The following is a 26588-nucleotide window of genomic DNA, read 5'->3' as shown; positions in this document are numbered from 1 at the left end:
CCCACCGCCCGGCGGAACGCCGTCCCGATCTTGTCCAGGATCGCCGGGGACGGGATCGGGTAACCCAGGTGCCCGGTCAGGAAGCTGACCACCTGCCCGCCGACCTGCAGGTTGGGCACATAGGCGTTCAGATAGACCCGGTCCAGGCACTCCAGATCCAACGCCACCTGCCCGTCCAGGACATCGTTGACCGTCACCGTCGCCGCCACGACCCACAGCGTGAGCGCCACCCGCCGGCCTAACCAGCCACCACCTCGGTGGTCCGAGGCCCAGCCTCACTAGGAGGGTCCTGAACAACTCCGCCCGTAGCGAGCGGCGTCCAGGTGGGTGCATCGCAAGGCGGCCGATCGGGCCGATACCGCTGTTGTATCGGCCCGATCGTCCAACGCCGCGAGGTGCCCGCCTGGGCGTCGCGCAGTAGGGCAGAGTTGTTCAGGGCGCTCCTAGGTACAGGTGGGCGCGCCCGTACGGACGCCTGGCGGGGGTCAGTTCCATGAACACCCGCACCCGCTCGGGGATGGCGACGGGTTCCGCGGTCACCTTGGCCGGGGGCGGCCCTGCCGGGACGGGCAGCCAGACGGCCACGGCGTCGTCGTCGGCGAACGCCAGCTCCCCGGCGGCCTCCGAGGCGGCGGCGAGCGGCTGGAAGATGCGCTCCCCCGACCCGGGCACGAGCCAGCGCCGTAAGGGGTCGTCGGCGAAGGCCGCCGTGAGGATCGCGAGCGCACGATCCGTTGCGGAACGCTGTACGCGTGTCATGGTCTCGACCGTATGGATCACGGGCTCACTCGGCAACAGAAATGTGTAACTACGGGGGAAAACCCCACCCGACACACACCGGTCCGCCCCGCCGGCCGGGCACAAGCGTACTAGTACACTAGCTGCATGCCCGATCCCGTCGAGAGCCCGTACCAGCGCATTGCGGGCGCCCTGCGCGAGCGCATCCGCAGCGGCGAGCTGGCGCCCGGCGACCGGGTGCCGTCCACTCGGGCGATCGTGCGGGAGTGGGGCGTCGCGATGGTGACGGCAGCGAAGGCCCTCGGTGTGCTGCAGCAGGAGGGTCTCGTGGAGGCGCACCCGGGCATGGGCACGGTCGTGCGCGCCGGCGAGCACATTCGCGAGCCGCGGCGCACGGGCGGTCGCCGGCAGACGCTCACCAGGGGCCGGATCGTGGCCGAGGCGATCGCGATCGCCGACGCCGAGGGCCTCGACGCGCTGTCCATGCGCCGCCTCGCCACGGCGCTGGACGTCGGCCCGATGACCCTCTACCGGCACGTCGCCGGCAAGGACGAGTTGGTGTACGCGATGGTGCGGGAGCTCATGGCGGCCCATCCGCTGCCCGCAGCCGGGCCGGGACCATGGCGGGCCGCGCTGGAGCTCGTCTGCCGGCTCCAGTGGCGCATCTACCGCGCCCACCACTGGCTGGCCGGCCTCATGTCGACGACCCGTCCGATGCTCGCCCCCGAGGCGATGGCCCACTCGGAGTGGGTGCTGCGCGCACTCCACGGAGTCGGGCTCCCGGCCGAGGAGGTCGCCAGAGAGGCGCTCACGCTGCCCGCGTTCGTGCGGGGGATGGCGCTGTCGATGGCCGCCGAGGTCGAGGCCGAACGCGAGACCGGAATGACCAACTCCGAATGGTGGCAGGCGATCGGCGGCGAGGTACAGCAACTGCTGGGGTCGGGCGCCTTCCCCTACCTCGCCCACATGCCCGACGGCATCGTCGACGACCTCGACGGGCAGTTCGAGCACGGTCTCGCCCGGCACCTCGACGGGCTGCAGGCTCGGCTCGAAGCAGTGCCGTAGATCGGCTGCCCGGTCTACCCTCTGCCCGTGGTCGAAACGCAGAGGCAGGAGACCGAACCGGCGGAAGCCGGAGCCACGGACCCGGCCGACTCGATCTCCGAGCAAGCGGAGCCGTGCAATTGGGCCGGGCCCCTGCCTCGTACTGGCGCGCCCGGACGGCCGACGGGCCCGGGAACATCCGAGCCACCGGCCGACGCGCAGCCGGCCCCGCGCGCCGCCGCGCGTCCTCGGCCGGCCGAGCCGCCGCTCGAACCAGGCGACCGACGGACGCACCGCGTCGAGAACCAGCCGCCGCCGCTCGACGGGTACGACCCCTTCGCCTGCGACCCGGCCCTCGCCGACGCCATCGCCCGGGAGGGGGCGGAGGAGGCGCTCCCGGCGCTGCGGCAGCTCGGGGAGCTCGTCGCGTCCGCCGAGGCCCGCGAGCACGCGCGCCTGGCCAACGAGAACCCGCCGAGCCTGCGCACGCACGATCGCTACGGCCACCGCATTGACGAGGTCGAGTTCCACCCGTCGTGGCACTGGCTGATGCGCACGTCCGTCGGATGGGGGCTGCACGGCACCCCGTGGGTGGGCGAGCCGGGCGCCGGGGCGCACGTCGCAAGGGCCGCCGGGTTCTACCTGATGGGACAGCTGGAGCAGGGGCACTGCTGCCCCGTCTCGATGACCTACGCGGCGGTGCCTGCGCTGCGGCGCGACCCCGAGCTCGCGAAGGTCTACGAGTCGGGGCTCGTCTCCACCACCTACGAGTTCGGGCTCGCGGAGCCGTCGACGAAGCCCGGGCTGCTGGCCGGGATGTCGATGACCGAGAAGCAGGGCGGCTCCGACGTCCGCGCCGGCACGACCGAGGCCACACCCGACGCCGACGGCACCTACCGGCTCGTCGGGCACAAGTGGTTCACCTCGGCCCCGATGAACGACATCTTCCTGACGCTGGCGCAGGCGCCCGGCGGGCTCACGTGCTTCGTGCTCCCCCGTGTGCTCCCCGACGGCACGCGCAACGCGATCCGGCTGGAGCGGCTCAAGGACAAGCTGGGCAACCGGTCCAACGCCTCCGCCGAGATCGAGTACGCCGGGGCCGTCGGGTGGCGGCTCGGGGACGAGGGCCGCGGCGTCGCCACGATCATCGAGATGGTCTCGATGACCAGGCTCGACTGCGTGCTCGGCGCTGCCTCCGTCATCAAGGCCGCACTCACCGAGGCCGCCCACCACGCCACGCACCGCACCGCGTTCGGCACCCGGCTCGCCGACGCGCCACTCATGCAGGCGGTGCTCAGCGACCTCGCGCTCGAGGCCGAAGCCGCCACGGCGCTCGCCATGCGGCTCGCCGGCGCCGTCGACCGCGAGGAACGCGCGCTCCTGCGGCTCGCCCTGCCGGCGTCGAAGTACCTGGTGTGCAAGCGGGCGCCTGCCGTGGTCGCGGAGGCGCTGGAGTGCCTCGGCGGCAACGGGTACGTCGAGGAGTCGGGCATGCCGCGGCTCTACCGGGAGGCGCCGCTGAACTCGATCTGGGAGGGCTCGGGCAACGTCACCGCGCTCGACGTGCTGCGTGCGGTGAGCCGCGAACCCGACTCCGTCGACGCGGTGTTCGCCGAGATCGAGGCCGCATCGGGCACGGACACGTGGTTCGACCGGGCCGTCCGCGAGCTGCGCACGGAACTGCGGGGGCGCGAGGAGCGCCGCGCCCGGCGCCTGGCGGAGCTGCTGGCGTTGTGCCTCCAGGGCTCGCTGCTCCTGCGCTATGCCCCCAGCGAGGTGTCGTCGGCGTTCGTGAGCTCCCGCTTCCTCCCGGACGGCCCGTGGCGCACCTCGGGAACACTGCCGGCCGAGACGCAGACGAAGACGTTGCTGGAGCGGGTGACCCCGCACATCAGCACAGCGGGATAACCGGGCGGGTCAGGCGCAGGGGCCCGGCTTCCACCACTCGCCCACCTCGTCGAGCGCCTCGTCGCCGAACGGGTTGACACCCCGGCCTGCCGCCAGGCTGTGCGCCACGCAGACGTGCAGACACTTCACCCGGCTCGGCATCCCGCCCGCGCTCACGTCCGTGCCGAGGGGTTCGATCGCGTCCCGTTCCGCGAGGTAGGACTCGTGGGCCCGGCGGTAGGCAGCCGCCAGATCGGGGTCCTCGGCGAGGCGCTCGGTCATCTCCCGCATGCGCCCGTCGGCCTCGAGCCCACCCAGCTTCGAGTTCAGCCGGGAGCAGGTCAGGTAGTACAGCGTGGGGAACGGGGTGCCGTCCTCCAGGCGCGGCGAGGTCTCGACCACCGCCGGCAGGCCGCAGGGGCAGCGGTACGCCACCTCGCGCACGGCCCGCGGGCGGCGGCCGAGCTGGGCCTCCATCGCGTCGACGTCAGCAGCTTCGAGTCCGCTCACTCTGGTCCTATCCCCCTGCAACCTCACGCCACAGCGACCGGTACCACGGCACCCCGGCGTGCGGGTCGGGCGCCGGGCCGGCGATGGCTCCCGGCGGCAGCTCCACCACGTACGGCACCTCCCCCGGCATGACGTATCCGAGCCGGGAGCGCGCCTGCGCCGCCACTTCCGCCGGGTCGGCCAGGCGGGACTGTTCCTGGGTGAGCCGGGCGACCTCGTCCGCCAGTGCCTGCTGCTGCTCCGTCACCGCCGCCAGCTCCTGGCGCTGGGCCACGTAGTTGCGCAGCGGCACCACGACGGTGAGCGCGAGCGCGCACACCACCACAGCCAGCAACGCGGCTCGTCGTGTGGAGGAGAGCCCGAGCAGCCCGGTGGTGGCCGCGACGACGCCCCGCGTGCGGGGCGCCCTGGTAAGCCGGGGCTCCCGGTTCCGCCGCCGCGAGACACCTGTGTCAGAGCGCCGCGGCCGCGGCGTGCGGCTCGCGCGCTGGGCCGCAGCTCCGCTCGAGCGCTCCTCCGCCAACGGACTAATGTCCCGCGCCGGAAGTCCGGTGCGTATATCGGCGGATCCAGGTTTCCGCTGGGTGTGCCGGGGCGCGGTCCTCGTACCGGGCGTACTCGGGCCGTGCGCCGGTGCGCCCAGCGGGGAGCTGGGCCGTCGAGATACGTGGTGGACTTGCGGCGCGGGACATTATGCCCCCGCCTCCGCGGCGGTGTACCGCGGGAAGGCGAGGTCGCCCGCGTAGCGTGCGGCGTCGCCGAGGGCCTCCTCGATGCGCAGGAGCTGGTTGTACTTGGCCACGCGCTCGGAGCGGGCCGGGGCACCGGTCTTGATCTGCCCGCAGCCGGTGGCGACGGCGAGGTCGGCGATCGTGGTGTCCTCGGTCTCGCCGGAGCGGTGGCTCATCATGCAGCGGTAGCCCGACGAGTGCGCCAGCGTGACGGCGTCGAGGGTCTCCGACAGCGTGCCGATCTGGTTGACCTTGACGAGCAGCGCGTTGGCCGCGCCCCGGCTGATGCCCTCGTCGAGCCGCTCGGGGTTGGTGACGAACAGGTCGTCGCCGACGAGCTGCACCTTGTCGCCGAGGGCGTCGGTGAGGGCCACCCAGCCGTCCCAGTCGTCCTCCGCCAGCGGGTCCTCGATGGACACGAGCGGGTAGGCCTCCACCAGCTCGGCGTAGACGGCGGACAGCTCCTGAGAAGTGAGCTTGCGGCCCTCGTAGGTGTAGAAGCCGTCGCTGTAGAACTCCGTGGCCGCCACGTCGAGGGCGAGCGCGATGTCGCGGCCGAGCGAGTAGCCCGTGCGATCGACGGCCTCGGCGATGAGATCGAGGGCGGCGCGGGTGCCGGGCAGATCGGGCGCGAAGCCGCCCTCGTCGCCGAGGCCGGTGGGCAGCCCCTTGGCCTTGAGCACGGACTTGAGGCTCTGGTAGACCTCGGCGCCCCAGCGCAGCGCCTCGCGGAACGAGTCGGCGCCGACGGGCGCGATCATGAACTCCTGCACGTCGACGGAGGTATCGGCGTGCGCGCCCCCGTTGAGGATGTTGAGCATCGGCACCGGCAGCACGTGGGCGTTGGGGCCGCCGACGTAGCGGAACAGCTCCAGCCCCGAGGACTCCGCGGCCGCCTTGGCCACCGCGAGCGAGACGCCGAGCAGCGCGTTCGCGCCGAGACGGGACTTGTCCGGGGTGCCGTCGAGATCGACGAGCCGCTGGTCGACCAGGCGCTGGTCGACGGCCTCCATGCCGGTGAGCTCGGGGCCGATCTCGTCGAGCACGGCCGCGACGGCCTTCTCGACGCCCTTGCCGCCGAAACGCAGTGGGTCGCCATCACGCAGCTCGACGGCCTCGTGCTCTCCCGTGGACGCTCCCGACGGCACGGCCGCCCTGGCCAGCGTCCCGTCGTCGAGTGCGACCTCGACCTCCACCGTCGGGTTGCCCCGCGAGTCGAGGATCTCCCTTGCGCCGACCTGCTCGATGACAGCCACCAGTGCTCCCGTCAGGGGTTGTTCGCTCTTCTCGGGGACCCAGGGTAGTGGGCGCCGCAGGCGAACCCCCGCAGGAACCCGCTGGCGAAACGGCCGTCGCTCCGCGTTCACCGGCCGGACCGATGTCAACCCCTCGCAGATCGCGCCGCCGACACCTAACGTAGGGACGACCATGACGAGCCAGCCAGCTTCAGACGGCCTGTTCGAGTCGTTCCGCCGCGCCGAGATGCTGATCGCGCGGAGCCGTCCTCTCGACGCGCTGCAGGCCCTCGGCCCGGTGCTGGCGAGCCAGCCGGACAGCATCTCCGTGCAACTCCTCGCGGGACGTTGTTACCTCAACTCGGCCCAGCTCAGGCGGGCGGAGGCGGCGTTCGCCCGCGTGCTCGACCTCGACCCCGCCGACCACTACGCGCGGTTCGCGCTCGGCAAGACGTTCCAGCGGCAGGGCCGGCTCGCCGAGGCGCACGCGCAGCTCAAGATGGCTGCTGCCATGGACCCGCGCCCCGAGTACCAGGAGGCACTCGGCGAAGTGCGCGCCCGGATGGCCTTGGACGGCGACAGCCCCGATCCGGACTAACCACACAACTCGCACAAACCGGTCCTGACCTGCAAAGGTGTGATCCGCACGCCCCTTTCGCACACCGGTGCGCACAAGCTAGCCTCACCACGCCAGTTGAAAGGCTGACCTAACTACGGAGCGGGGGCAGAGCGGTGCTCGGGAACGCGCTGATCGGATTGCGAGAGGGCCTCGAGGCTGCCCTCGTGGTGAGCATTCTCGTCGCCTTCCTCGTCCGGACGAACCGGCGGTCCGCCCTCCCGAAGGTCTGGCTGGGTGTCGGCATCGCCGTGACCGTCAGCGTCGGCGTGACGCTCGCGCTTGCGCTCGCCCAGCAGCAGCTTACGTTCGAGGCCCAGGAGACGTTCGGGGGCGTGCTCTCGGTCGTCGCGGTCGGGTTCGTCACGTGGATGATCTTCTGGATGCGCGGCGCGGCCCGCACGATCTCCGCAGAGCTGCGCGGACGGCTCGAAGGTGCGCTGGAGATGGGCTCCACGGCGGTGGTCGTCATGGCCACACTCGCCGTCGGGCGCGAGGGTCTCGAGACGTCCCTGTTCTTCTTCACCGCCGCCCAGGCCGCAGGCGAGACCACCGACCCGCTGATCGGATTCCTCATCGGCATCGCCGTCGCGATCGTGCTCGCCTACCTGATCTACCGGGGTGCGGTGAAACTGAACCTCGGCAGGTTCTTCACGATCACAGGCGTGCTGCTGGTGTTCGTGGCCGCCGGCATCCTCGCCTACGGCGTGCACGACCTGCAGGAAGCGGGCCTCCTGCCCGGCCTGCAGACGCTCGCCTTCGACGTCAGCACCACGATCCCGCCGGACTCTTGGTACGGCACGCTGCTCAAGGCCATCTTCAACTTCTCCCCGCAGACCACGGTGCTCCAGGCGATCGTCTGGGTCCTCTACGTGGGCGTCGTGCTCACCCTCTTCCTGCGGCCGCAGCCCAAGCGCGTCCCGACCCCGGCGGCCGCAGCCACCTCCAGCTCCTGAACTTCTCCCCTCATCGTCCGAGGAGACCCGCATGTCCCGCACGTCCCGTGCCGGGCTAGCCGCTGCCGCCGTGAGCGCGGCTGCCGCCCTGGCCGCCTGCACGAGCACCGCTCCGACCGCCAACGACTCCGCCGCGGGAGGTGGCCCGATCTCGGTGACGGCGAGCGACACCGCGTGCGAGCTGGGCACGACCGAAGCCCCCGCGGGCACGATCACCTTCGCCATCCGCAACGCGGGCACGAAGGTCAACGAGTTCTACCTCTACGGCGCAGGCGACCGGATCATGGGCGAGGTCGAGAACATCGGCCCCGGACTCACGCGCCAGCTCATCGTCGAGGTGCACGATGGCGGCAGCTACTCCGCGACGTGCAAGCCGGGCATGGTCGGCGACGGCATCCGCACCCCGTTCACGGTGACGGGCGCCGCGGTGCGCTCGGTGGACCAGAACACGAAGCTGAACGAGGCCACCACGGGCTACACCCGCTACGTCACCTCGCAGATCGACGCGCTCGTGCCGAAGACCCAGGAGTTCGTCGACGCGGTGAAGAACGGCGACGTCGAAGGGGCGAAGGCGCTCTACCCGGTCTCCCGGACCTACTGGGAGCGAATCGAGCCGGTGGCCGAGTCGTTCGGCGACATCGATCCGAAGATCGACGGCCGCGCGGACGACGAGCGCGAGCCCGGCGTCCAGTTCACCGGCTACCACCGGCTGGAGAAGGACCTGTGGGCCGACGGGCTGCAGCCCGACTCCGCGGCCGTCGCCGACCAGCTCATGGTGGACATCCGCGACCTGCAGACCCGGGTCGCGACCCTCCAGCTGACACCCGTGCAGCTCGCGAACGGCGCGAAGGAGCTGCTCGACGAGGTGGCCACGGGCAAGATCACCGGCGAGGAGGACCGCTACTCGCACACCGACCTCTGGGACTTCAAGGGCAACCTCGAGGGCTCGCAGGCCGCCGTCGCCGCGCTGCGGCCGGTGATCGACGACAACGACCCGACGTTGGGCCCGACACTCGACGAGCGCTTTGCCGCCGTCGACACACTCCTCGGGCAGTACCGCGTCGGAGACGGGTACAAGCTCTACACCGAGCTCAGCCCGGACGACGTCCGGCGGATGGCGGAGGCCGTCGACGCGCTGGGTGAGCCGGTGAGCCAGGTGGCGGGGGTCATCACGTCGTGACGGGCGGGATCTCGCGGCGGCGGCTGTTCGGCTACGCCGGGGCCGGGGTGGCTCTGGCCGGGGTCACGGCAGCCGCCGGGTGCGCAGCGGAAGCGCCGGCCACAACCGACGGGGTGGTGCCGTTCCGCGGGCCCCGCCAGGCCGGGATCGTCACGCCGGCGCAGGACCGGCTGCACTTCGCCGCGCTCGACGTCACGACGACCGACCGGGCGCGGGTGCGCTCTCTATTGCAGAAGTGGACGGCCGCAGCCGAACGCATGACGGCGGGCGCCGAGACGGCCCCCGGCGGGGCCACGGGCGGCAATCCGGTCGCCCCGCCCGCCGACACGGGAGAGGCGCTCGGGCTGCCCGCTTCGTCGCTGACGCTCACGTTCGGCGTCGGCGCAGGCCTGTTCGACCGGCTCGGGCTCGATCCGGCGCTGCGCCCGGCCGGGCTGGCCGAGCTGCCGCAGTTCACCGGCGACCAGCTCGACCCGGCGCTCTCCGGCGGCGACCTGTGCATCCAGGCCTGCGCGGACGACCCGCAGGTAGCGGTGCACGCCGTGCGCAACCTCGTGCGGATGGGCTTCGGCACCACGACCGTCCGGTGGTCGCAGCTCGGGTTCGGGCGCACGTCGTCGACGTCGACGGCCCAGGCGACGCCGCGCAACCTCTTCGGCTTCAAGGACGGCTCCAACAACCTCAAGGCCGAGGACGGCACCCAGCTCGACCAGCACGTCTGGGTGCAGCCGGGCGACGGGCCCGCGTGGCTGGAGGGCGGGAGCTACCTCGTGGCGCGGCGCATCCGCATGCACATCGAGATCTGGGACCGCACGTCGCTCTCGGAGCAGGAGACGATCATCGGCCGGACGAAGGGCGAGGGTGCTCCGCTCGGGGCGGCCGCGGAGTTCGACCCCGCCGACCTCTCCCCCGGCAGCCCGGTACCGGCGAACGCCCACATTCGCCTCGCATCGGCGGACGCGCTCGGCGGCGTGCGGATCCTGCGGCGCGGCTACAACTTCGTGGACGGCAGCGACGGGCAGGGACACCTCAACGCGGGGCTGTTCTTCGTGGCGTTCATGCGCAACCCACAGACCCAGTTCGTGCCGATGCAGCGCGCCCTGGCCAACTCGGACAAGCTGATGGAGTACGTGGAGCACACAGGTTCAGCGGTCTTCGCGTGCCCGAAGGGCCTGTCCGACGGCGACTACTGGGCCCAACGCCTCCTGGAAGCCTGAGGCCCAGCCCCCGGACCCGCGAGTCGCTGCAGAAGTGCGAGCGAGTCGCGCGAAAAATGCGCGCGAGTCGGGGCCTGGGAGCGCGCGAGTCGGGCTCTGAGGGTGCGCGAGTCGCGGTGTTCGCCGCAACTCGCGTGCACCCACACCCCGACTCGCGTGCACCCACACCCCGACTCGCGGAGGCTTTCGCTGCGACTCGCGTGCAATCCACCCCGACTCGCGCGCACTTTTGCGGCGACTCGCGGGTTATTGGGCTGCTGTGGTGTAGCGGTCTGCGGCGGCCCAGACCAGCTGGGCGTACTCGACCGAGCGGTTGTAGGTCAACACCCCGTCCCACCAGCCCTGGCCGCTCGCGGTGTCGCGGCCACCGTCGCACAGGTAGCGCGCGGCGGCGCGGGCGGCGTCGTCGATCTGCTGTGGGTCGTTCACGCCGTCGCCGTTGCCGTCGGCGCCGTAGCGGGCCCACGTGGTGGGCAGGAACTGCATCGGCCCGACGGCGCGGTCGTAAACGGGGTCGCCGTCGAGACGCCCGCCGTCGGAGTCGCGGATTTCGCGCACGCCGGCCGATCCGTCGAGCGGAATCCCCACGATCGGCGGGAGGGCGACGCCGTCGGCGTCGAGGGCAGCGCCGCCGAACCGAGCGTGGTCGGACTCCACGCGGCCGATCCCGGCGAGCGTCACCCAGGACAGGCGGCAGTCGGGGGTGGCGGCGCGCTGTGCGAGCTCGGCTGCCCCGTATGCCTGCACCGCCCTCGCAGGCACCCCGCTCCGCTCGGACACCTCTCCCGCCCAGGTCACGAGGTCGGTCCCGACGGCGAGCGGGGCAGGCTGCGGCACCGGGGTGTCGCGTCCGACGTCGGCCGGGGTGAGACCGTCGCCCCGCGGCACGCGCTGGGGTTGGTCGTCGACCCGCGAGAGCCCGACGACCACCACGGTGACGAAGACCCCGACGACCGCGAGCACGAACAGCGCCACCCGTAGGCCGCGACGCCGACGAGGGGGCGGGTACCGGACGGCCACCCGATCAGGTTAGCCACGGACGCCCGCCCCCCTGCGCGCGGATGATCGTGCACGCTCAGCGTCCGCTCAGCAGCGCCTCGGGCCGCAGGTCCAGCCGGCGCAGGAGCTGGGCGTTCAGCGCCACGACGATCGTGGACAGCGACATCAGTAGCGCTCCGACCGACATCGGCAGGACGAAACCGACGGGCGCGAGGACGCCCGCAGCCAGCGGCACCGAGATGAGGTTGTACCCGGCGGCCCACCAGAGGTTCTGCTTCATCTTCCGGTAGGCGGCCTTCGACAGCTCGATCACCGAGACCACCGCGCGCGGGTCGTCGCCGGCCAGGATCACCCCGGCCGACGCGATGGCGACGTCGGTGCCCGCCCCGATCGCGATCCCGACGTCGGCCTGCGCCAGCGCGGGCGCGTCGTTGACCCCGTCGCCGACCATCGCGACCTTGCGACCCTCACCCTGCAGCTCCACGACCTTCGCCGCCTTGTCCTCCGGCCGCACGCCGGCGAAGAACCGGTCGATCTTCAGCTCGGTGGCCACCGACCGGGCGACGGCCTCGGCGTCGCCGGTGATCATCACGACCTCGATCCCGCGGTCGTGCAGGGCCGCGACCGCCTGCCGCGACTCCTCCCGGACCTCGTCGGCCAGGCCGAGCGCCCCAACGCCCTCACCGTCGGCGAGCACGTGCAGGATGATCATGCCTTCACGCCGCCACTGGTCCGCCACGTCGAGCTCGGACCGGCCCTCCTCGGCGAGCAGCGCAGGCCCCCCGACCCTGATCCGCCGACCGCCGACCGTGGCGGTCACCCCGACGGCGGGGGACGACTCGAAGCCGGTCGCCTGCGGAACCGTCAGCCCGCGGGCCTTCGCGGCCTCGACGATCGCGCGGGCGAGTGGGTGCTCGCTGTCGGTCTCGGCGGCCGCGGCCAGGGCGAGCACCTCGTCCTCGTCGTGGCCCTCGGCGGCTTCGACGGCGGTGACGATGGGGCGGCCCTTGGTGAGGGTGCCGGTCTTGTCGAACAGCACGGTGTCGACCGTGCGCATGCTCTCCAGCGCGAGCCGGTCCTTCACGAGGACCCCGGCGCGGGCGGCGCGTTCGGTGGCGATGGAGACCACGAGCGGGATCGCGAGCCCCAGCGCGTGCGGGCAGGCGATGACGAGCACGGTGATCGTGCGGACGATGCCCTCGTCGGGTATCCCGGCGATCGCCCACGCGATCGCGGTGACCACCGCGGAGCCCAGGGCGAACCAGAACAGCCACCCGGCGGCGGTGTCGGCGAGGCGCTGCGCGCGGGACGTCGAGTTCTGCGCGTCGGTGACCAGGCGCTGGATGCCGGCGAGCGCGGTGTCGTCGCCGACGGCGGTGACCTCGGCCCGCAGGCCGGAGTCGGTGGCGACGGTGCCCGCCACCACGTCGTCACCGGGACCGCGGGGCACGGGGCGGGACTCGCCGGTGACCATCGACTCGTCCATGCTCGCCGAGCCCTCGACGACCCGGCCGTCCGCAGGCACGGCACCACCCGGGCGGACGACGACCAGGTCGCCGACCCGCAGGTCCGAAGGAGCCACCCGCACGATCTCGCCGTCGACAACCTTCTCGGCCTCGTCCGGCAGGAGGGCGGCGAGCGAGTCGAGCGCCGACGACGTGCGCGCGAGCGAGCGCATCTCGAGCCAGTGGCCCAGCAACATGATCACGACGAGCAGCGCCAGCTCCCACCAGAAGTCCAGATCGTGGGGCAGCAGGCCGAGGGTGGCGCCCCAGGACGACACGAACGCGACCGTGATGGCGAGGCCGATCAGCAGCATCATGCCCGGCCTGCGACTGCGGACCTCAGCGACCGCACCGGTGAGGAACGGCTTGCCGCCCCAGAGGTAGACGACCGTGCCGAGCAGTGGGGAGACCCAGGTCAGCCAAGGCACGTCCGGCAGCTCGTAGCCGAGGACCATGGCGAACATCGGGCTGAGCAGCACGACCGGGATCGCGAGCCCGAGCATGACCCAGAACAGCTTCCGGAACTGCTCGGCGTGGTTCCCATGCCCCGTGTGGCCGCCGTGGTCGACGTGCTCGTGCGCGCTCATGGCGGCCTCGTCGACCGGCCCGGGGTGCTGAGGAGAGCTCATATCCCCCCAATACCCCTGTGGGGTACTTCTATTCCACCCAGTGCCGCTTCCACGCCTCGGCGTCGAGAGCGTGCGGGTCGAGTCCGTCAGCGGCCGCCGCGCGCTCGGCGGCACGCACCGCGTCGGCGAAGCGCCGCGCCACCGTGCGCAGCTCCGCCTCCGGATCCACCCCCGCGAGCTTCGCCCGAGCCGCGAGCGCGAAGAGCTGCTCCCCGACACCCGTGCCGGCAGGCAGCAGGTCGGCGGGGAGCCCCGCCCTGGCGGTGCGGCTGGTCAGCTTCGCGGCGAGCGCCACCGCGGGCTGCCCGAGCGGCACCCCGTCGACACTCGACTCCCGCTGCTTCTCCGCCCGCTTGAGCTCCTCCCAGCGGTGCTCCTGGCGCTCGGCCGTATCGATCCGCTCCGACCCCGCGAAGACGTGCGGATGCCGTCCGACGAGCTTCGCCACCAGGTCGGCGGCGACGTCGTCGATGTCGAAGGGGGTGCCGTCGGCGCTCTCGGCCGCGATCCGAGCGTGGAACAGCACCTGCAGCAGCACGTCGCCGAGTTCCTCCCGCACTGCTGTCCGGTCGTCGTCCTCGACGGCCTGGTACAGCTCGTAGGTCTCCTCGACGAGGTACTGCAGCAGCGACTCGTGCGTCTGCTCGGCGTCCCACGGGCAGCCGCCGGGCGAGCGCAACCGGTCCATCACGGCGACGGCGTCGAGCAGCGCGGCTCCTGGCGGCTCCAGGGTGCCGACGACCTCGTCGGCCGACGCGATGGCCGGGTGCGCGGGGTCGGCGGTGATCAGCACACCGTCCTCGGGCACCTCCGTGCCGGAGGTCGCACCGGCCGCGGCGATGACGTCGTCCCCCAGCGCCGGGTCGGCGACGACGCTGGACGCCGAGCGCAGCGCAGGGAGCGCGGCCACCGGGAGAACGTTCGGCGTGCGCGGGGAGAGGACGACGACGGTGCGCGGCACCGTCAGCCCACCGCGGGCGCCGGCTCGGGCGGAAGGATGATCATGCCCTCTTGCTGGCCCGCCGGCACGACGCGGAACTGCACAGGGTCCCATTCGCCGTAGCGCGGGTTGACCCGGATCGAGAGCTGCTCAGCGGCCGGCTGCACCGCGCGCTGGCCGATCGCGAGCAGCTCCGCCTGGCTGATGTTGCTCACCGCCGCCGGGTCCGACGGCATGTCGGTGCGGCGGTCGACCACCCGGAAGGCGGCCCAGGTGCTCCCCTGGGGGTCGGGCTTGAAGACGCCCACGGTGCCCGCCGGCACGCCGAACACGACGGTTCCGGCCGCGGACGGGGCGGACGCGGCCTGGTAGGTCGCGTTACGCACCGCGGTCTGCGGGTTGGTGAACAGCGCGTCGGCCTCGGGCCCGCCCTTGGCGAGCGTGCGGGCGGCCTGCTCGGCGTCGGCGCGGGACGCCGCTCCGACGAGGTCGACCGTGACGGCGAGCCCGGGCACCACGCGCTGCCCGATCTGCGTGGCGATGAGGCTGTCGCGCACCCGCTCACGGAGCGTGGGCATGTCGTAATACGTGCGGGCGAGGGTCGCCTCGGCCCCACCGTTGCCGGCGAGCTCGGCGTCCACCTGAGCGTCGGTGATCACGATGCCGTCCTGCGCCGCGCGGCGCGTGAGCAGGTCGTGCAGCACCTCGCTCGTAACGGCGTCGCGAGAGAGGGTGGCCGCCGAGCCGCCCTGCGCCGTGTACTGCGCGAACTGGTCGGTTCTCGAGAGCGCGGTGGTGAGCTGGGACTGCACGCGCTCCAGCGACACCGCATCCTGGCCGATGATCACCGCCGAGCCTGCCTGATCCGGACCACCGCATCCGCTGACGACCGCCGCGATCACCGCAACGGTGGCGGCGACGCGTCCAACCTGCATTCGCACGGCAGTCACCCTCTCACGCCGGAGTGGGTGATCGGACTCGGCCCTCCTAGCTGCCGACCGCGCCGGCGCCTCACACCTGTGCCGGCTGGCGCACCGGCGTGACCAGGTCGGTGAGCAGCTTCGTGCACCAGTCCAGCAGCTCCAGGTCACGCAGCGGCGCCCCACCGATCCGCCCGCCCTCGGCCGGCCGCGGCACCGTCACGGCCTTCGCGGCCGGCCGGTACTGCGCCTTCGGGTGCAGCCGCCGCAGGCGCAGCTGCGCGGAGTCGGGCAGCTCGACCGGGCCGATCCGGATGCCGTTGCCCGCCACCGTCACCTCTCCGACGCCGAGCGTGCGGCAGGTCTGGCGGAACGCCGCGACCGCGAGCAGGTTGCGAACCGGTGTGGGCGGCTCGCCGTAGCGGTCGATCAGCTCCTCGACGATCGCGTCGAGCGTCGTGCCGTCGGCCGCTTCGGCGATCTTGCGGTAGACCTCCAGACGCAGCCGCTCGCCCGTGACGTACTCGTGGGGCACGTGGGCGTCGATCGGAAGGTCGACGCGGACGTCGGCGAGCTGCTCCTCCTCGTCGCCCTCGCCCGCCCCGGCCTGCTTGCGGAACGCCGCGACGGCCTCCCCGACGAGCCGGATGTAGAGGTCGAAGCCGACACCTGCGATGTGGCCGGACTGCTCGGCGCCGAGGATGTTGCCCGCGCCGCGGATCTCCAGGTCCTTCATCGCGACAGCGGCGCCCGAGCCCAGCTCGGAGTGCTGCGCGATCGTCGCGAGCCGGTCGTGGGCGGTCTCGGTGAGCGGGTGCTCCGGCGGGAACAGGAAGTAGGCGTAGCCGCGTTCGCGGCCGCGACCGACCCGGCCGCGTAGCTGGTGCAGCTGGGAGAGCCCGAGCGTGTCGGAGCGCTCGACGATCAGGGTGTTGGCGTTGGAGATGTCGAGGCCGTTCTCCACGATCGTCGTGCAGACGAGGACGTCGAACTCCTTGTGCCAGAACCCGTTGACCGTGCGCTCCAGCAGGTCCTCGTTCATCTGGCCGTGCGCGATCGCGACCCGCGCCTCGGGGATGAGCTCCCGGATCCTGCGGGCTGCCCGGTCGATCGTCGAGACGCGGTTGTGCACGTAGAACACCTGGCCGTCGCGCAGCAGCTCGCGCCGGATCGCCGCGGTCACCTGTTTCTCGGCGTAGGCGCCGACGTACGTGAGCGTGGGGTGGCGGTCCTCGGGCGGTGTGGCGATCGTCGACATCTCGCGGATGCCCGCGAGGCTCATCTCCAGCGTGCGCGGGATCGGCGTGGCCGAGAGGGTGAGCACGTCGACGTGGGTGCGCAGCGCGGTGATGTGCTCCTTGTGCTCCACACCGAAGCGCTGCTCCTCGTCGACGATGACGAGGCCGAGGTCCTTCCACCGGATGCCGCTCTGCAGGAGCCGGTGCGTGCCTACGACGACGTCCACCGTTCCTGCGGCGAGGCCCTCGACCGTCTGCTTCGCCTCCGCGGCGTCGGTGAAGCGGGAGAGTCCCTTGACCGTGACCGGGAAGGCCCGCATCCGGTCGGAGAACGTCTGGAGGTGCTGGGTGGCGAGCAGCGTGGTGGGCACGAGCACCGCCACCTGCTTGCCGTCCTGCACGGCCTTGAACGCCGCCCGCACCGCGATCTCGGTCTTGCCGAACCCGACGTCCCCGGAGATCACGCGGTCCATCGGGACCGGGCGCTCCATGTCGCGCTTGACCTCCTCGATGGCGGCGAGCTGGTCGGGCGTCTCGGTGAACGGGAACGCGTCCTCCAGCTCGCGCTGCCACGGGGTGTCCTTGGCGAACGCGTGCCCGGGCGAGGACTGCCGCGCCGCGTAGAGCTGCACGAGCTGCGCCGCGATCTGGCGCACGGCCTTGCGGGCCCGCCCCTTCGTCTTGGCCCAGTCGGCGCCCCCCAGCTTGTTGAGCGTGGGCACCTCGCCGCCGACGTACCGGCTGATCTCGTCGAGCGAGTCGGTCGGGACGAACAGCCGGTCGGCGGGCTGGCCGCGCTTGCTGGAGGCGTACTCCAGCACCAGGTACTCGCGGGTGGCGTCGCCGACCGTGCGCTCGCGCATCTCGACGAACCGGCCGATCCCGTGCTGGGAGTGGACGACGTAGTCGCCGGGCTGGAGCGTGACAAGGTCGACGGCGTTGCGCCGCCGCGAAGCCAGCTTGCGCGGCTCGGTTCCGGTGGCCCGGTTACCGGTGAGGTCGGCCTCGGTGAGGAGCACGAGCCCCGGCGCGGTGAAGCCCTCGGTGAGGCGCCCGCAGGTGACGGTGACCAGGCCCGGCTCCGGGGAGCCCTCCAACTGCTCCACGAGCTTCGCCGGGACGTCGGCCTCCCGCATCTGTTCCAGCGAACGCTGCGCGGTGCCCTGTCCGGCGACGACGAGCACGGCGGTGCCGCCGGTGATGACGTGGGCACGCAGGTCCACCAGCGCGCGATCGGTGTCGCCCCGGTAGCTCTCCACCTCGTGGACGTCCGGGACGAGCACGTCGTCCCGGCCCGAGAGCAACGGGCTCAGCGTCACGACCGGGCGCCCCGTGGACGCGGCGTGGCCGAGCACCTCGCCGAGGTCGCGGTAGGCGGAGGCGCCGACGTCGATCGGTGCGTCGCCGCCGGTGCCCGCTGCGAACCAGCTGGCCTCCAGGAACTCCTGGCCGGTGCGCACGAGGTCGGCGCTGCGGGTGCGGATGCGTTCCGGGTCGGCGATCAGCACCAGCGCCCCCGCCGGCAGCAGGTCGGTGAGCAGCTCCAGCTCCGAGCCGACGAGTACGGGCACGAGCGACTCCATGCCCTCGGCCGGGATGCCCTGGGCGAGGTGCTCGAGGAGCTCCCGTAGCTGCGGATTGTTCTCGTGGGCGCGGGCCAGCGCGGCCGCCCGCTCGCGTACCGGCTCGGTGAGCAGCAGCTCGCGGCAGCCCGGGGCGAGCAGCTCCTCCACCGGCGCCACCGAACGCTGGTCGGCGACGCCGAAGGAGCGCAGCTCGCTCACCTCGTCACCCCAGAACTCCACGCGCACCGGGTGCTCGGCGGTGGGCGGGAAGATGTCGACGATCCCGCCGCGCACGGCGAACTCCCCGCGGGCGGTCACCATCTCCACGCGCGTGTAGGCCAGCTCGACGAGCCGCACGAGCAGCGCCTCGAAGTCGTGGGTGTCGCCGACGCGCAGCTGGACGGGATCGAGACGACCCAGCCCCGGCGCGATCGGCTGGATCAGGCTTCGCGCGGCGGCCACGACGACCTGGGGGGACGTCTCGGGGCTCGCGAGCCTGCGGAAGATCGACAGCCGGCGGCCGACGGTGTCCGGGCGGGGCGAGAGCCGCTCGTGCGGGAGCGTCTCCCACGACGGCAGAACCGCGACGGCGTCCTGGCCGAGCAGGTCGGCCGCGGCCGCGCCGAGGTCCTCGGCCTCGCGGTCGGTGGCGGTGACGGCGAGCACGGTGCGCCCGGCGCCGCCCGTGTCGGGGTGGGTGGCGAACCCGGCGGCAACGAACGGGCGCAGCGCCGAGGGGCCCTCCACGCGGAGAGCAGCGACGTCTGTGTCATCGGCGAGGGCGCCGTCGCGCAGGCCGCCAGCGGCGTGGGCCACCGCGCGGAGACCGGGATCGGACAGAGCGGAGCGGAGCAGACCGGAGAGCTTGCTCATGACTGGGTTTCGACCCCTCGAAGGCAGGAGCGCACGCAGGACAGACCCCTACCCGGGACGATCCCCGGTGGGGCCTCGACCTCCAGCCTACGCCCGCCGGTAGGCGGTCTGGCCCTGACCGCCGGCCCTGACCGCCGGGGCCGGGCAGCATCGGCGAAATGACCGATCTCTCGGAGCTGCGATCTCTAGAAGCTCCCGGATCTCTAGAAGCTCCCAGCGTCAACCCCGAGATCCCGAATGCCGCCCGCATGTACGACTACTACCTCGGTGGCTTGCACAACTTCGCCGCCGACCGTGCCGCGGCCGAGCGGACGAAGGCCGCCATGCCCTGGGTGTCGCACGCCGCGAGGGCGAACCGCAACTTCCTGCGCCGGGCCGTCCGCTTCTGCCGGCAGCAGGGCATCGACCAGTTCCTCGACCTCGGATCGGGCATCCCGACCGTCGGCAACGTCCATGAGGTGGCCCGCGCGGGCAACTCGGACGCCCGCGTGTCCTACGTCGACAACGAGCCGGTGACGGTCGCCGCCTGTGTGGCGCTGCTCGCGGGCGACCCGCTGGCGACGATCACCGCAATGGACATCCGCGACCCGGACGCCGTGTTCGCCGCCCCGGGCGTGCGCGACCTACTCGACTTCTCCCGCCCGGTCGCGCTGCTCACCGTCGCCGTGCTGCATTTCGTGCCCGACGAGGACGACCCCGCCGGGCTCATGGCCGAGTACCGCGGCCGGCTCGCCCCCGGCAGCTTCCACGCGCTCTCGCACGCCACCGGGGACCATGACCCGGAGCGCGCCGCGGCGGGGGTAGCCACGTTCAAGACCACCGCGAACCCGATCAACATCCGCACCTGGGACCAGGTGGCTCAGATGTTCGGCGGCCTGCCGCTGGTGGAGCCGGGGCTGGTGGACGCCACGCGGTGGCACCCGGACGACACGGTGGGACCGGAGCACACGGGCAGCTGGGCGGGGGTGGCCCGGATCGGTGGTTCACCAACGGGTAACGGCAGCGGTGCGTAGCGGCAACAACACGACCCTCTACTTGTGCGCGACTCACACAGGTGAGGCGCGTCTAGGGTTCCGTCCCCGCTCAGCGAGCGGGGGGTCTGGTCCGAGAGACGCAGGCGGCTGAAGCACGAAGCCGCCCCACGGCGGGACAAAAGCCCGGGAGACAGCTGGTGTGCCGGCTGCTCTGCCGTCGGCGCCCCGACCGTGAGGAGCACTGCGTGCACTACCACCCCAGCCGACCCGACCAGACCCCCGACGGGCCCGAACTGCACGAGAACTACGGCCCGGAGGCGGCGTTCGCGGTGCGGGCCGAGGCAGGGCTGCCGTCCACCAAGTGGGAGGAGGAGGTCGCGCGCGGCCTCGAGCTGGGCCTGCCGGGCGCCGACTCGATCGTCGACAAGCGGATCCCGACCTTCTCCCGCGGCGAGCTGCCGCACTTCGCGGGCATCAACACGTTCCTCAAGGCCCCCTACGTCGAGGACGTGCGCCGCTGCGGCGAGTACGACGTGGCTGTGCTCGGCGCCCCGTTCGACGGCGGTACGACCTACCGCTCCGGCACGCGCTTCGGGCCACAGGGCATCCGCAAGATCTCCGCCCTCTACGGCCCGTACTCGTTCGAGCTGGGCGTCGACCTGCGGGAGTCCATCACGATCGCCGACCTCGGTGACATTTTCACCATCCCCGGCAACATCGAGAAGACCTTCGACCAGATCACGAAGGCCGTCTCGCACGTCTACGCGAGCGGCGCCTTCCCCGTGGTGCTGGGCGGCGACCACTCCATCGGCTACCCGACCGTGCGCGGCGTCGCCCCGCACCTGGGCGGCGGCAACCTCGGGATCATCCATTTCGACCGCCACGTCGACACCCAGGAGACCGACCTCGACGAGCGGATGCACACCACCCCCTGGTTCCACGCCACCGACATCCCGAACGTCCCGGCGAAGAACCTCGTGCAGATCGGCATCGGTGGCTGGCAGGCACCCCGGCCCGGCGTCAAGGTCGGGCGCGAGCGCGGCACGACGATCATGACCGTCACCGACTGCGTGGAGATGGGCATCGAGGAGGCCGCGCAGCGCGCGCTCGACGTGGCCTGGGACGGGGCCGACGCCGTCTGGCTCTCCTTCGACGTCGACTGCCTCGACGCCGCATTCGTGCCCGGCACCGGCTGGCCCGAGCCCGGCGGGTTCCTGCCCCGCGAGGTGCTCAAGTTCATCCAGATCATCGCCGACGCCCGCCCGCTCGCCGGGATCGAGGTCGTCGAGTGCTCCCCGCCCTACGACAACGCCGAGATCACGTCGCTGATCGCCACACGCGTCATCTGCGACACCCTCGGCTGCCTGGTGCGATCCGGTCACCTGCCCCGCCGGTCCTGAGTCCGAGCAGTTCCTGCACGACCAGTCCACCGCGGGCCCAGCGTCGCGCCCCTCCGGCACGTCCCACTCCGGGAGCAACCAGCCATGATCATCCTCGGCGTCACGATCGGCGTGCTCGTCGTCCTCTTCGTCGGCCTCGCCGTCGCCCGCAAGGTCGACGGCGACAGCACCAACTTCCTCGTCGCGGGCCGCTCGCTGGCCCTGCCGCTCAGCGCGGCAGGCCTGATGGGCCAGGCCGTCGACTCCAACGCCACACTCGGCAACACCGACCTGTCGGCGAGCCTCGGGTTCTGGGCCGGGGCGTCCCTGCCGCTGGGCCTGGGCATCTGCCTGCTGCTCACCGGCATCTTCTTCGCGAAGCCGATGAACCGGATGGGCCTGCTCAGCCTGCCCGACTTCTACCGGATCAAGTACGGGCGCGGGGTCGAGCTCGCCGCCTCGATCCTCATGATCTTCAGCTTCTGCATCCTCCTCGCCGGCAACCTCGTGGCCGGCGGGTTCCTCTTCGAGCGCTTCCTCGGCACGAGCTACACCGTCGGTGTGCTGCTGATAGTCGGCGTCGTGCTCGCGTACACGATCACCGGCGGGATGTTCAGCGACGCCTACACCGCGTTCATCCAGATGGTCATCACCGTGATCGGCTCGGCGGCGCTGCTGATCTGGGTCGGCGTGCGCTTCGGGATCACGGTGCCCGAGGGCATGGGACCGTTCGACCTCGGGCAGCTGACCGACCCGGCGCAGGGCGCCACGATCAACTGGGCGACGCTGGTGGCGCTCGGCATCGGCGACATCGTCGCCATCGACTTCATGCAACGGATCTTCTCGGCGCGCTCCCCGGAGACGGCCCGGCGCGCGTGCTTCGTCGGCGCGGCCGGCACCGCCATCGTCGGCATCCCCTACGCGCTCGTGGCGCTGTCCACCGGGGCGATCTTCGGCGACACGCCGACCGACGGACCGGTGCTGTTCGCGCTGTTGGAGGGCTACGCGCCCGCGTTCCTGACGATCCTCGTGCTCTCCGCGATCGTCGCCGCGTCCTGCTCCACGGCCAACGGGGTCATCCTCGGCACCGCGTGCGTGGCGGTCCGGAACATCGCCGGGCTGGAGCAGCAGGCCGCCCCCGCGGGCGGGCGGGACCCGCTCCTGCGGCGTGTGCGCGTCACGATGCCGCTGGTGGTGGGCATCGCGGTCTTCTTCGCGCTCCGCGTGCCCGAGACCGGCATTCTGCTCACCCTGGCGTTCGACCTCATGCTCGCCGGGCTCGTGGTGCCGTTCGTGCTCGGCCATTGGTGGCCCAGCCGCATCACGACGGCGGCGGCCGTCGCGGCGATCGCGGTCGGGGTGGTCGTGCGGATGGTGCTGTTCGCCATGACGCCGGTGTTCTACGGCGTCGAGAACAGCCTGCTGTACGTGCCGAACGACCTGATCGGCCCCGCCTTCGACGGCTGGCCGACGTTCATCGCCCCGGTCCTGTCGCTGCTCGCCTTCGTGGCGGTGGCGTTGCTGGCGCCGAGGAGGGAAGGTGCGACGGTCCCGGCGGCCCCCGCGGTGGCCTGAACGGCTTGCGGTTTACCGCAATCGGGCGGACGGCTGGCCGCCCTGCCGGAGGCCTGAGCAGCAGCGCCGCACAGGCTCTGCACACACATACGCGTCCACGTCGGGTGCGGGTGGGTCGTGAGATTCGCACCAGGGCAGTTGGATCTTGCGCCGAGTGCGCTGGTGTTCATCTCACGGGCCTACGCGGTGCGTATCTGTGTGCAGAGCCTGCCACCTCCTCCGCCGCTCACCGCGCCGCCGGTCGTCCATTCAGGTGAGCATTAACGGTGCCATTCAGCGCAGTCATGGACGGCACCGGCGCACGCGCGGCGGGAGCCCGGGAGGTTACCGAGGCGGCGCGGCGTGGGACGGAATCGTCCCATGCGCCCTACAAAGATCCCTGGCGGGGCGCTGACCTGCGCCTACTCGGTAACCTCACGCGATGGGTCGTGAATGTGGCCTCCAGGCATTACGGGGCGCGGCGGGAGGGTCGGGCGTTCGCGGCTGGGGCGGGTCGCCAGGTCCGGGGGCTGCGCGGCCGGGCGCTCCGCGAGTGCCTCCAGGGCCATGTCCACGGCCCGCTCCAGCTGCGGGTCCCGGCCCGCCATCCAGTCCTGCGGGCTGATCACCACCTCGACGTCGGGGTCGACGCCGTAGTTCTCCACGTCCCATCCCGTGTGGTCGAACCAGCTCGCGTACCGCGGCTGCGTGACGCCCGTGCCGTCGACGAGGCGGTACCGGCTGTCGATGCCGATGACCCCGCCCCACGTCCGCACGCCCACGACCGGCCCGATGCCGAGGCGCTTGATCGCCGCGGTGACGATGTCGCCGTCGGATCCCGCCAGTTCGTCGGCCAGCGCGACAACGGGGCCGCGCGGGGCGTCTTCCGGGTAGGTGGTCGGCTGGCGGTGCCGTGGCACGTCCCAGCCGATCACCCTCCGCGCGAGCTTCTCCACCACGAGCTGCGAGGTGTGGCCCCCGCCGTTGCCGCGGACGTCGAGGATGAGGCCCTCGCGGGAGGTCTCGCGGCTGAGGTCGCGGTGCAGCTGCGCCCAGCCGAGCGCCATCATGTCCGGAACGTGCAGGTAGCCGAGCCGGCCCTCGGATCGGTCGGCGACGAACGCGCGGCGCCCGGCCACCCAGTCCTGGTAGCGCAGCGCCGCCTCCGACGCCAGTGGCCGGACGACCACCCGGCGGATCTCGCCTGCGTCGGCCCGGTCGGGGCCCGAGCGCACGGTCAGCTCCACCAGCTCGTCGGCGCCGGAGACGAGGAGCGGGGCCGGGCCGAGACCCGGGTCCACGGTCTTCCCGCCGACCTCGAGCACCACGTCGCCCGCCCGGACGTCCACGCCAGGGCCGGAGAGCGGGCTGCGGGCCGCGGGCGCCGAGGTCTCGGGCGGCAGGACGCGCGCCACCCGCCAGCCGATGCCGTCGGGTGCGGGCTCGAGGTCGGCGCCGAGCAGCCCGGGCTTCCCCGTGTGGTCGCCTGCCCCGCCCGCCGTAACGTACGCGTGGGAGGTGCCGAGCTCGCCGTGCAGCTCCCAGATCAGGTCGACGAGGTCGTCATGGCTGCCGACGGCGTCGACGAGCGGGCGGTAGCGGTCCATCTCCGCGGCCCAGTCGACGCCGGCCATGTCCTCCACCCAGAAGTGGTCGCGCATGAGCCTGCCGGCCTCGTCGAACATCTGGCGCCACTCGGCCGTCGGGTCGATCGTCACGACGATCCGCCGGGTGTCGATCTCGAACTCGTCACCGTCGCCGTCGGACGGGGTGCCCGCGCCGGACCGGTCGGTGCGCAGCATCCGCAGGGTGCCGCCGTCGCGGACGACGAGCCGCGTGCCGTCCCCGCTCACGGCGAAAGAGCTGACCGGGTCCGCGATCACGTCGAGCTTGCGGCGGACGAGGTCGAAGCGCTCCAGCACCGGGCGCTCGGCCTTCTCCTCGGTGTCGGCACGCGCGTCGCCGAGCACGCCGGAGACCGGGATGCGGTACCAGAGCAGGCAGTCCTTGCCCGCCCGCATGCCGCTGTAGCGGGCCGCCACCACCGGAACCGGGACGACCCGGGCGGACAGGCCCTCGACGTCGACCACGACCTCCGGCGGGGCGTCCTTGTCCTTCTTCCCGCCGTCCTTCTCGTCCTTGTCCGGGGTCGCGCTGTCGGAGTCCTCGTGCTCGGCGGACGGGTCGGCGGGGTCGGGGGCGCGCAGGTCCTCGGGGCCCTCCTCCTCGGGCGAGACCGGCCGCCCGTCCGGGCTCGCGCCGAACGGCGACGGTGTGCGGGCGGCCAGCGGCACCAGGAACGGCCGCCACGACGCCGGGAACGTCAGGTCGAACGAGTGCTGGTCGTAGATCGGGTCGAAGCTGCGCCGGGACAGGAACGCGAGGTAGCGCCCGTCCGAGGTGAACGCGGGGTCGGTGTCGGCGAAGCGGGGTTCGGTGACGGCCACCAGCGTGTCGTCGGCGAGTCGCGCCATCATGATCCGCGTGAGGCCCGACTCCACCGGGTCGCAGTAGGCGAGCCACTTGCTGTCCGGCGACCAGCAGAGATCGGAGATCTCCCCGTCGGCGCCCCTCGCGAGCTCGCGCAGCTCCCCGCTGGCGACGTCGAGCACCAGCAGGCGGCCGTCGTGCGCGGCCAGCGCCACCGCCGACGCGTCGGGGGCGGGCGCCAGCTCCAGCACGCGGCCCACCTCGCCGGCGCCGTAGCGGCGCAGCGGCTCGGCGCCGTCGGCCCGCTCGTCGAGCGGCGCGACGCAGACGGCGTCCTCACCCTCGACGTCGTCCACCCACACCGCGCGGTCGTCACCCAGCGGCCGGGCCAGCCGGGCCCGCGCACCCGGTTGGGCGAGCAGCGTGCGGGCCGGACCGTCCCGGTGGGTCAGTCGGTGGACGGTGCCCCGCACCAGCGCGATGCTCGTGCGCCCGGTGCGGTCTGGCGCGGCCCAGCTGAGCTCGCTGGACGTGGAGACGCGGAACGGGTCGCGGGCGGTGCGCGGCCCGCCCAGCCGCACGTCGAGCCGCCGCGGCTCCGCGTCGAGGGAGTCGAGGATCCACAGCTCCCCCGCCGACTCGTAGACGACCCGCTCACCGTCGGTGCTCGCGTGCCGCACGTAGAAGGCGGGCGCGTCGCCGTCGCCGTGGTCGGTGTGGCGGCGCAGGCCCGCTCCGTCGAGGCCGAGCGAGTAGAGGTTGCCCCAGCCCTCGTGGTCGGAGATGAACGCGACCCGCATCCCGTCGCCCGAGCCCACGAGCAGCGGCGCGGCAATCTGACCGTCGATGTCGGCCGCGAGCCGCTCGAACTCCCCCGTCCCCGCGCGGTCCCACCAGAGCTTGCCCATGGTGCCGCCCCGGTAGCGCTTCCACCAGGCCATGTCACGTGTGACGAGGTTGGTGACCAGCACCGTCGGCCCACCCTCGGCCAGCGCGACGTCGGACACCGGGCCGAGGTCGAGCCGGCGGGGGGTGCCGCCGGCAGGCGGGATCGCGTACGCCCAGGTGCGGCGCGGGGACGCCTGCCCGGACGCGGTCACCGCGAGCACGTCACCCTGCGGGGTCCAGCCCAGGGAATAGCCCCGCAGGTCGCCCCAGAACGTGAGCCGCCGGACGCCGCCGCCGTCGACATCGCTGACGTAGGTCTCCGGCGCGCCGTCGCGCCAGGACGTCCACGAGACCTGCGTGCTGTCCGGGGACAGGCGGGGGCGGGCCACCGGGACGTCGTCTGCGGTGAGCCGGTAGGCCCTGCCGCCGGACAGCGGCGCCGTCCACACGTCGTTCTCGGCCGCGAAGACGAGGGTGTCGCCGTGCAGATGGGGGAAGCGGAGGTAGCTGGGGGGCATACCCCGAACGGTATCGACCGGGGGACGCCGGGTTTCAGGAAAGCCAGGTTCCCCACACGCGG

The 26588-nt window shown here is 72.4% G+C and carries 20 protein-coding genes and 1 riboswitch; of the genes, 9 read left to right on the top strand and 11 right to left on the bottom strand.

Going from position 1 to position 26588, the window contains the following annotated elements; translation table 11 throughout:
* Window positions 1-209 (bottom strand): hypothetical protein (locus tag ABD143_RS04430; protein WP_343971569.1); only part of this gene is annotated, 209 nt, incomplete at its 3' end.
* 223 nt (window positions 210-432) lie between these two features.
* Entirely contained in the window at window positions 433-759 is a 327-nt protein-coding gene (locus ABD143_RS04425) for a hypothetical protein (protein WP_343971566.1), read from the bottom strand.
* A gap of 126 nt (window positions 760-885) precedes the next feature.
* Here ABD143_RS04425 and ABD143_RS04420 point away from each other — a divergent pair, with 126 nt between their 5' ends.
* The gene (locus ABD143_RS04420) at window positions 886-1803 is read left to right on the top strand and encodes a TetR/AcrR family transcriptional regulator C-terminal domain-containing protein (RefSeq protein ID WP_343971563.1); all 918 of its coding nucleotides are present in this window, start codon (window positions 886-888) and stop codon (window positions 1801-1803) included.
* 27 nt (window positions 1804-1830) lie between these two features.
* The gene (locus ABD143_RS04415; RefSeq protein WP_343971560.1) at window positions 1831-3690 is read left to right on the top strand and encodes an isovaleryl-CoA dehydrogenase; all 1860 of its coding nucleotides are present in this window, start codon (window positions 1831-1833) and stop codon (window positions 3688-3690) included.
* Between the two features lie 9 nt (window positions 3691-3699).
* Here ABD143_RS04415 and ABD143_RS04410 read toward each other — a convergent pair whose 3' ends face one another.
* From ABD143_RS04410 to eno, 3 genes are all read right to left on the bottom strand, one after another.
* A complete protein-coding gene (locus tag ABD143_RS04410; protein WP_343971664.1) occupies window positions 3700-4146 on the bottom strand; it encodes a DUF501 domain-containing protein in 447 nt (148 codons plus the stop codon).
* A gap of 40 nt (window positions 4147-4186) precedes the next feature.
* Window positions 4187-4702: an FtsB family cell division protein gene (locus ABD143_RS04405; protein WP_343971557.1), complete on the bottom strand. Its 516-nt coding sequence runs from the start codon at window positions 4700-4702 to the stop codon at window positions 4187-4189.
* Window positions 4703-4870: 168 nt separating this feature from the next.
* Window positions 4871-6166, bottom strand: coding sequence for a phosphopyruvate hydratase (gene eno / locus ABD143_RS04400; protein ID WP_343971554.1), 1296 nt, complete (start codon window positions 6164-6166; stop codon window positions 4871-4873).
* A gap of 172 nt (window positions 6167-6338) precedes the next feature.
* Here eno and ABD143_RS04395 point away from each other — a divergent pair, with 172 nt between their 5' ends.
* The 4 genes from ABD143_RS04395 to efeB all read left to right on the top strand — a co-directional run bounded on the left by ABD143_RS04395 (window position 6339) and on the right by efeB (window position 10114).
* A complete protein-coding gene (locus tag ABD143_RS04395) occupies window positions 6339-6743 on the top strand; it encodes a tetratricopeptide repeat protein (RefSeq protein ID WP_343971551.1) in 405 nt (134 codons plus the stop codon).
* A gap of 134 nt (window positions 6744-6877) precedes the next feature.
* Window positions 6878-7717: an iron uptake transporter permease EfeU gene (efeU, locus tag ABD143_RS04390; RefSeq protein WP_343971548.1), complete on the top strand. Its 840-nt coding sequence runs from the start codon at window positions 6878-6880 to the stop codon at window positions 7715-7717.
* A gap of 31 nt (window positions 7718-7748) precedes the next feature.
* Window positions 7749-8897, top strand: a complete 1149-nt coding sequence (gene efeO / locus ABD143_RS04385) for an iron uptake system protein EfeO (RefSeq protein WP_343971545.1) — start codon at window positions 7749-7751, stop codon at window positions 8895-8897.
* Window positions 8894-10114 carry an iron uptake transporter deferrochelatase/peroxidase subunit gene (efeB, locus tag ABD143_RS04380; protein ID WP_343971542.1) on the top strand — a complete coding sequence of 407 codons (1221 nt, stop codon included), beginning with the start codon at window positions 8894-8896 and terminating at the stop codon, window positions 10112-10114. Before efeO ends, efeB begins: the two co-directional genes overlap by 4 nt.
* Window positions 10115-10360: 246 nt before the next feature.
* Here the strand turns inward: efeB and ABD143_RS04375 are convergent, their stop codons facing one another.
* The 5 genes from ABD143_RS04375 to mfd form a co-directional block, all read right to left on the bottom strand.
* Window positions 10361-11134 carry a lytic murein transglycosylase gene (locus tag ABD143_RS04375; protein ID WP_343971539.1) on the bottom strand — a complete coding sequence of 258 codons (774 nt, stop codon included), beginning with the start codon at window positions 11132-11134 and terminating at the stop codon, window positions 10361-10363.
* A 55-nt stretch (window positions 11135-11189) separates the two neighbouring features.
* Complete coding sequence (locus tag ABD143_RS04370) at window positions 11190-13247, bottom strand: heavy metal translocating P-type ATPase (RefSeq protein ID WP_343971536.1); 2058 nt, start codon at window positions 13245-13247, stop codon at window positions 11190-11192.
* Window positions 13248-13275: 28 nt separating this feature from the next.
* Window positions 13276-14214, bottom strand: a complete 939-nt coding sequence (locus ABD143_RS04365; RefSeq protein ID WP_343971661.1) for a nucleoside triphosphate pyrophosphohydrolase — start codon at window positions 14212-14214, stop codon at window positions 13276-13278.
* Window positions 14211-15128, bottom strand: a complete 918-nt coding sequence (locus ABD143_RS04360) for a hypothetical protein (protein WP_343971533.1) — start codon at window positions 15126-15128, stop codon at window positions 14211-14213. Before ABD143_RS04360 ends, ABD143_RS04365 begins: the two co-directional genes overlap by 4 nt.
* 70 nt (window positions 15129-15198) lie before the next feature.
* A complete protein-coding gene (mfd, locus tag ABD143_RS04355) occupies window positions 15199-18783 on the bottom strand; it encodes a transcription-repair coupling factor (RefSeq protein ID WP_343971530.1) in 3585 nt (1194 codons plus the stop codon).
* 158 nt (window positions 18784-18941) lie between these two features.
* Between mfd and ABD143_RS04350 the strand changes: the two genes are divergently transcribed.
* The 3 genes from ABD143_RS04350 to ABD143_RS04340 all read left to right on the top strand — a co-directional run bounded on the left by ABD143_RS04350 (window position 18942) and on the right by ABD143_RS04340 (window position 22711).
* On the top strand, window positions 18942-19796 hold the full coding sequence (locus tag ABD143_RS04350) for an SAM-dependent methyltransferase (protein WP_343971527.1): 855 nt from the start codon (window positions 18942-18944) through the stop codon (window positions 19794-19796).
* Window positions 19797-19837: 41 nt separating this feature from the next.
* A riboswitch (guanidine-I (ykkC/yxkD leader) is annotated at window positions 19838-19949 on the top strand.
* Window positions 19950-20002: 53 nt separating this feature from the next.
* Window positions 20003-21157: an agmatinase family protein gene (locus ABD143_RS04345; protein WP_343971524.1), complete on the top strand. Its 1155-nt coding sequence runs from the start codon at window positions 20003-20005 to the stop codon at window positions 21155-21157.
* An 84-nt stretch (window positions 21158-21241) separates the two neighbouring features.
* Window positions 21242-22711: a high affinity choline transporter 1 gene (locus tag ABD143_RS04340; RefSeq protein ID WP_343971521.1), complete on the top strand. Its 1470-nt coding sequence runs from the start codon at window positions 21242-21244 to the stop codon at window positions 22709-22711.
* Between the two features lie 401 nt (window positions 22712-23112).
* Here ABD143_RS04340 and ABD143_RS04335 read toward each other — a convergent pair whose 3' ends face one another.
* Entirely contained in the window at window positions 23113-26526 is a 3414-nt protein-coding gene (locus tag ABD143_RS04335) for a S41 family peptidase (protein ID WP_343971518.1), read from the bottom strand.
* Between the last annotated feature and the right edge of the window lie 62 nt (window positions 26527-26588).

Source organism: Pseudonocardia aurantiaca (assembly GCF_039526725.1).
Lineage (GTDB): Bacteria > Actinomycetota > Actinomycetes > Mycobacteriales > Pseudonocardiaceae > Pseudonocardia > Pseudonocardia aurantiaca.
The sequence above is the reverse complement of the archived record's forward strand: the minus strand, read 5'-3'. Positions and strand labels throughout refer to the sequence as shown.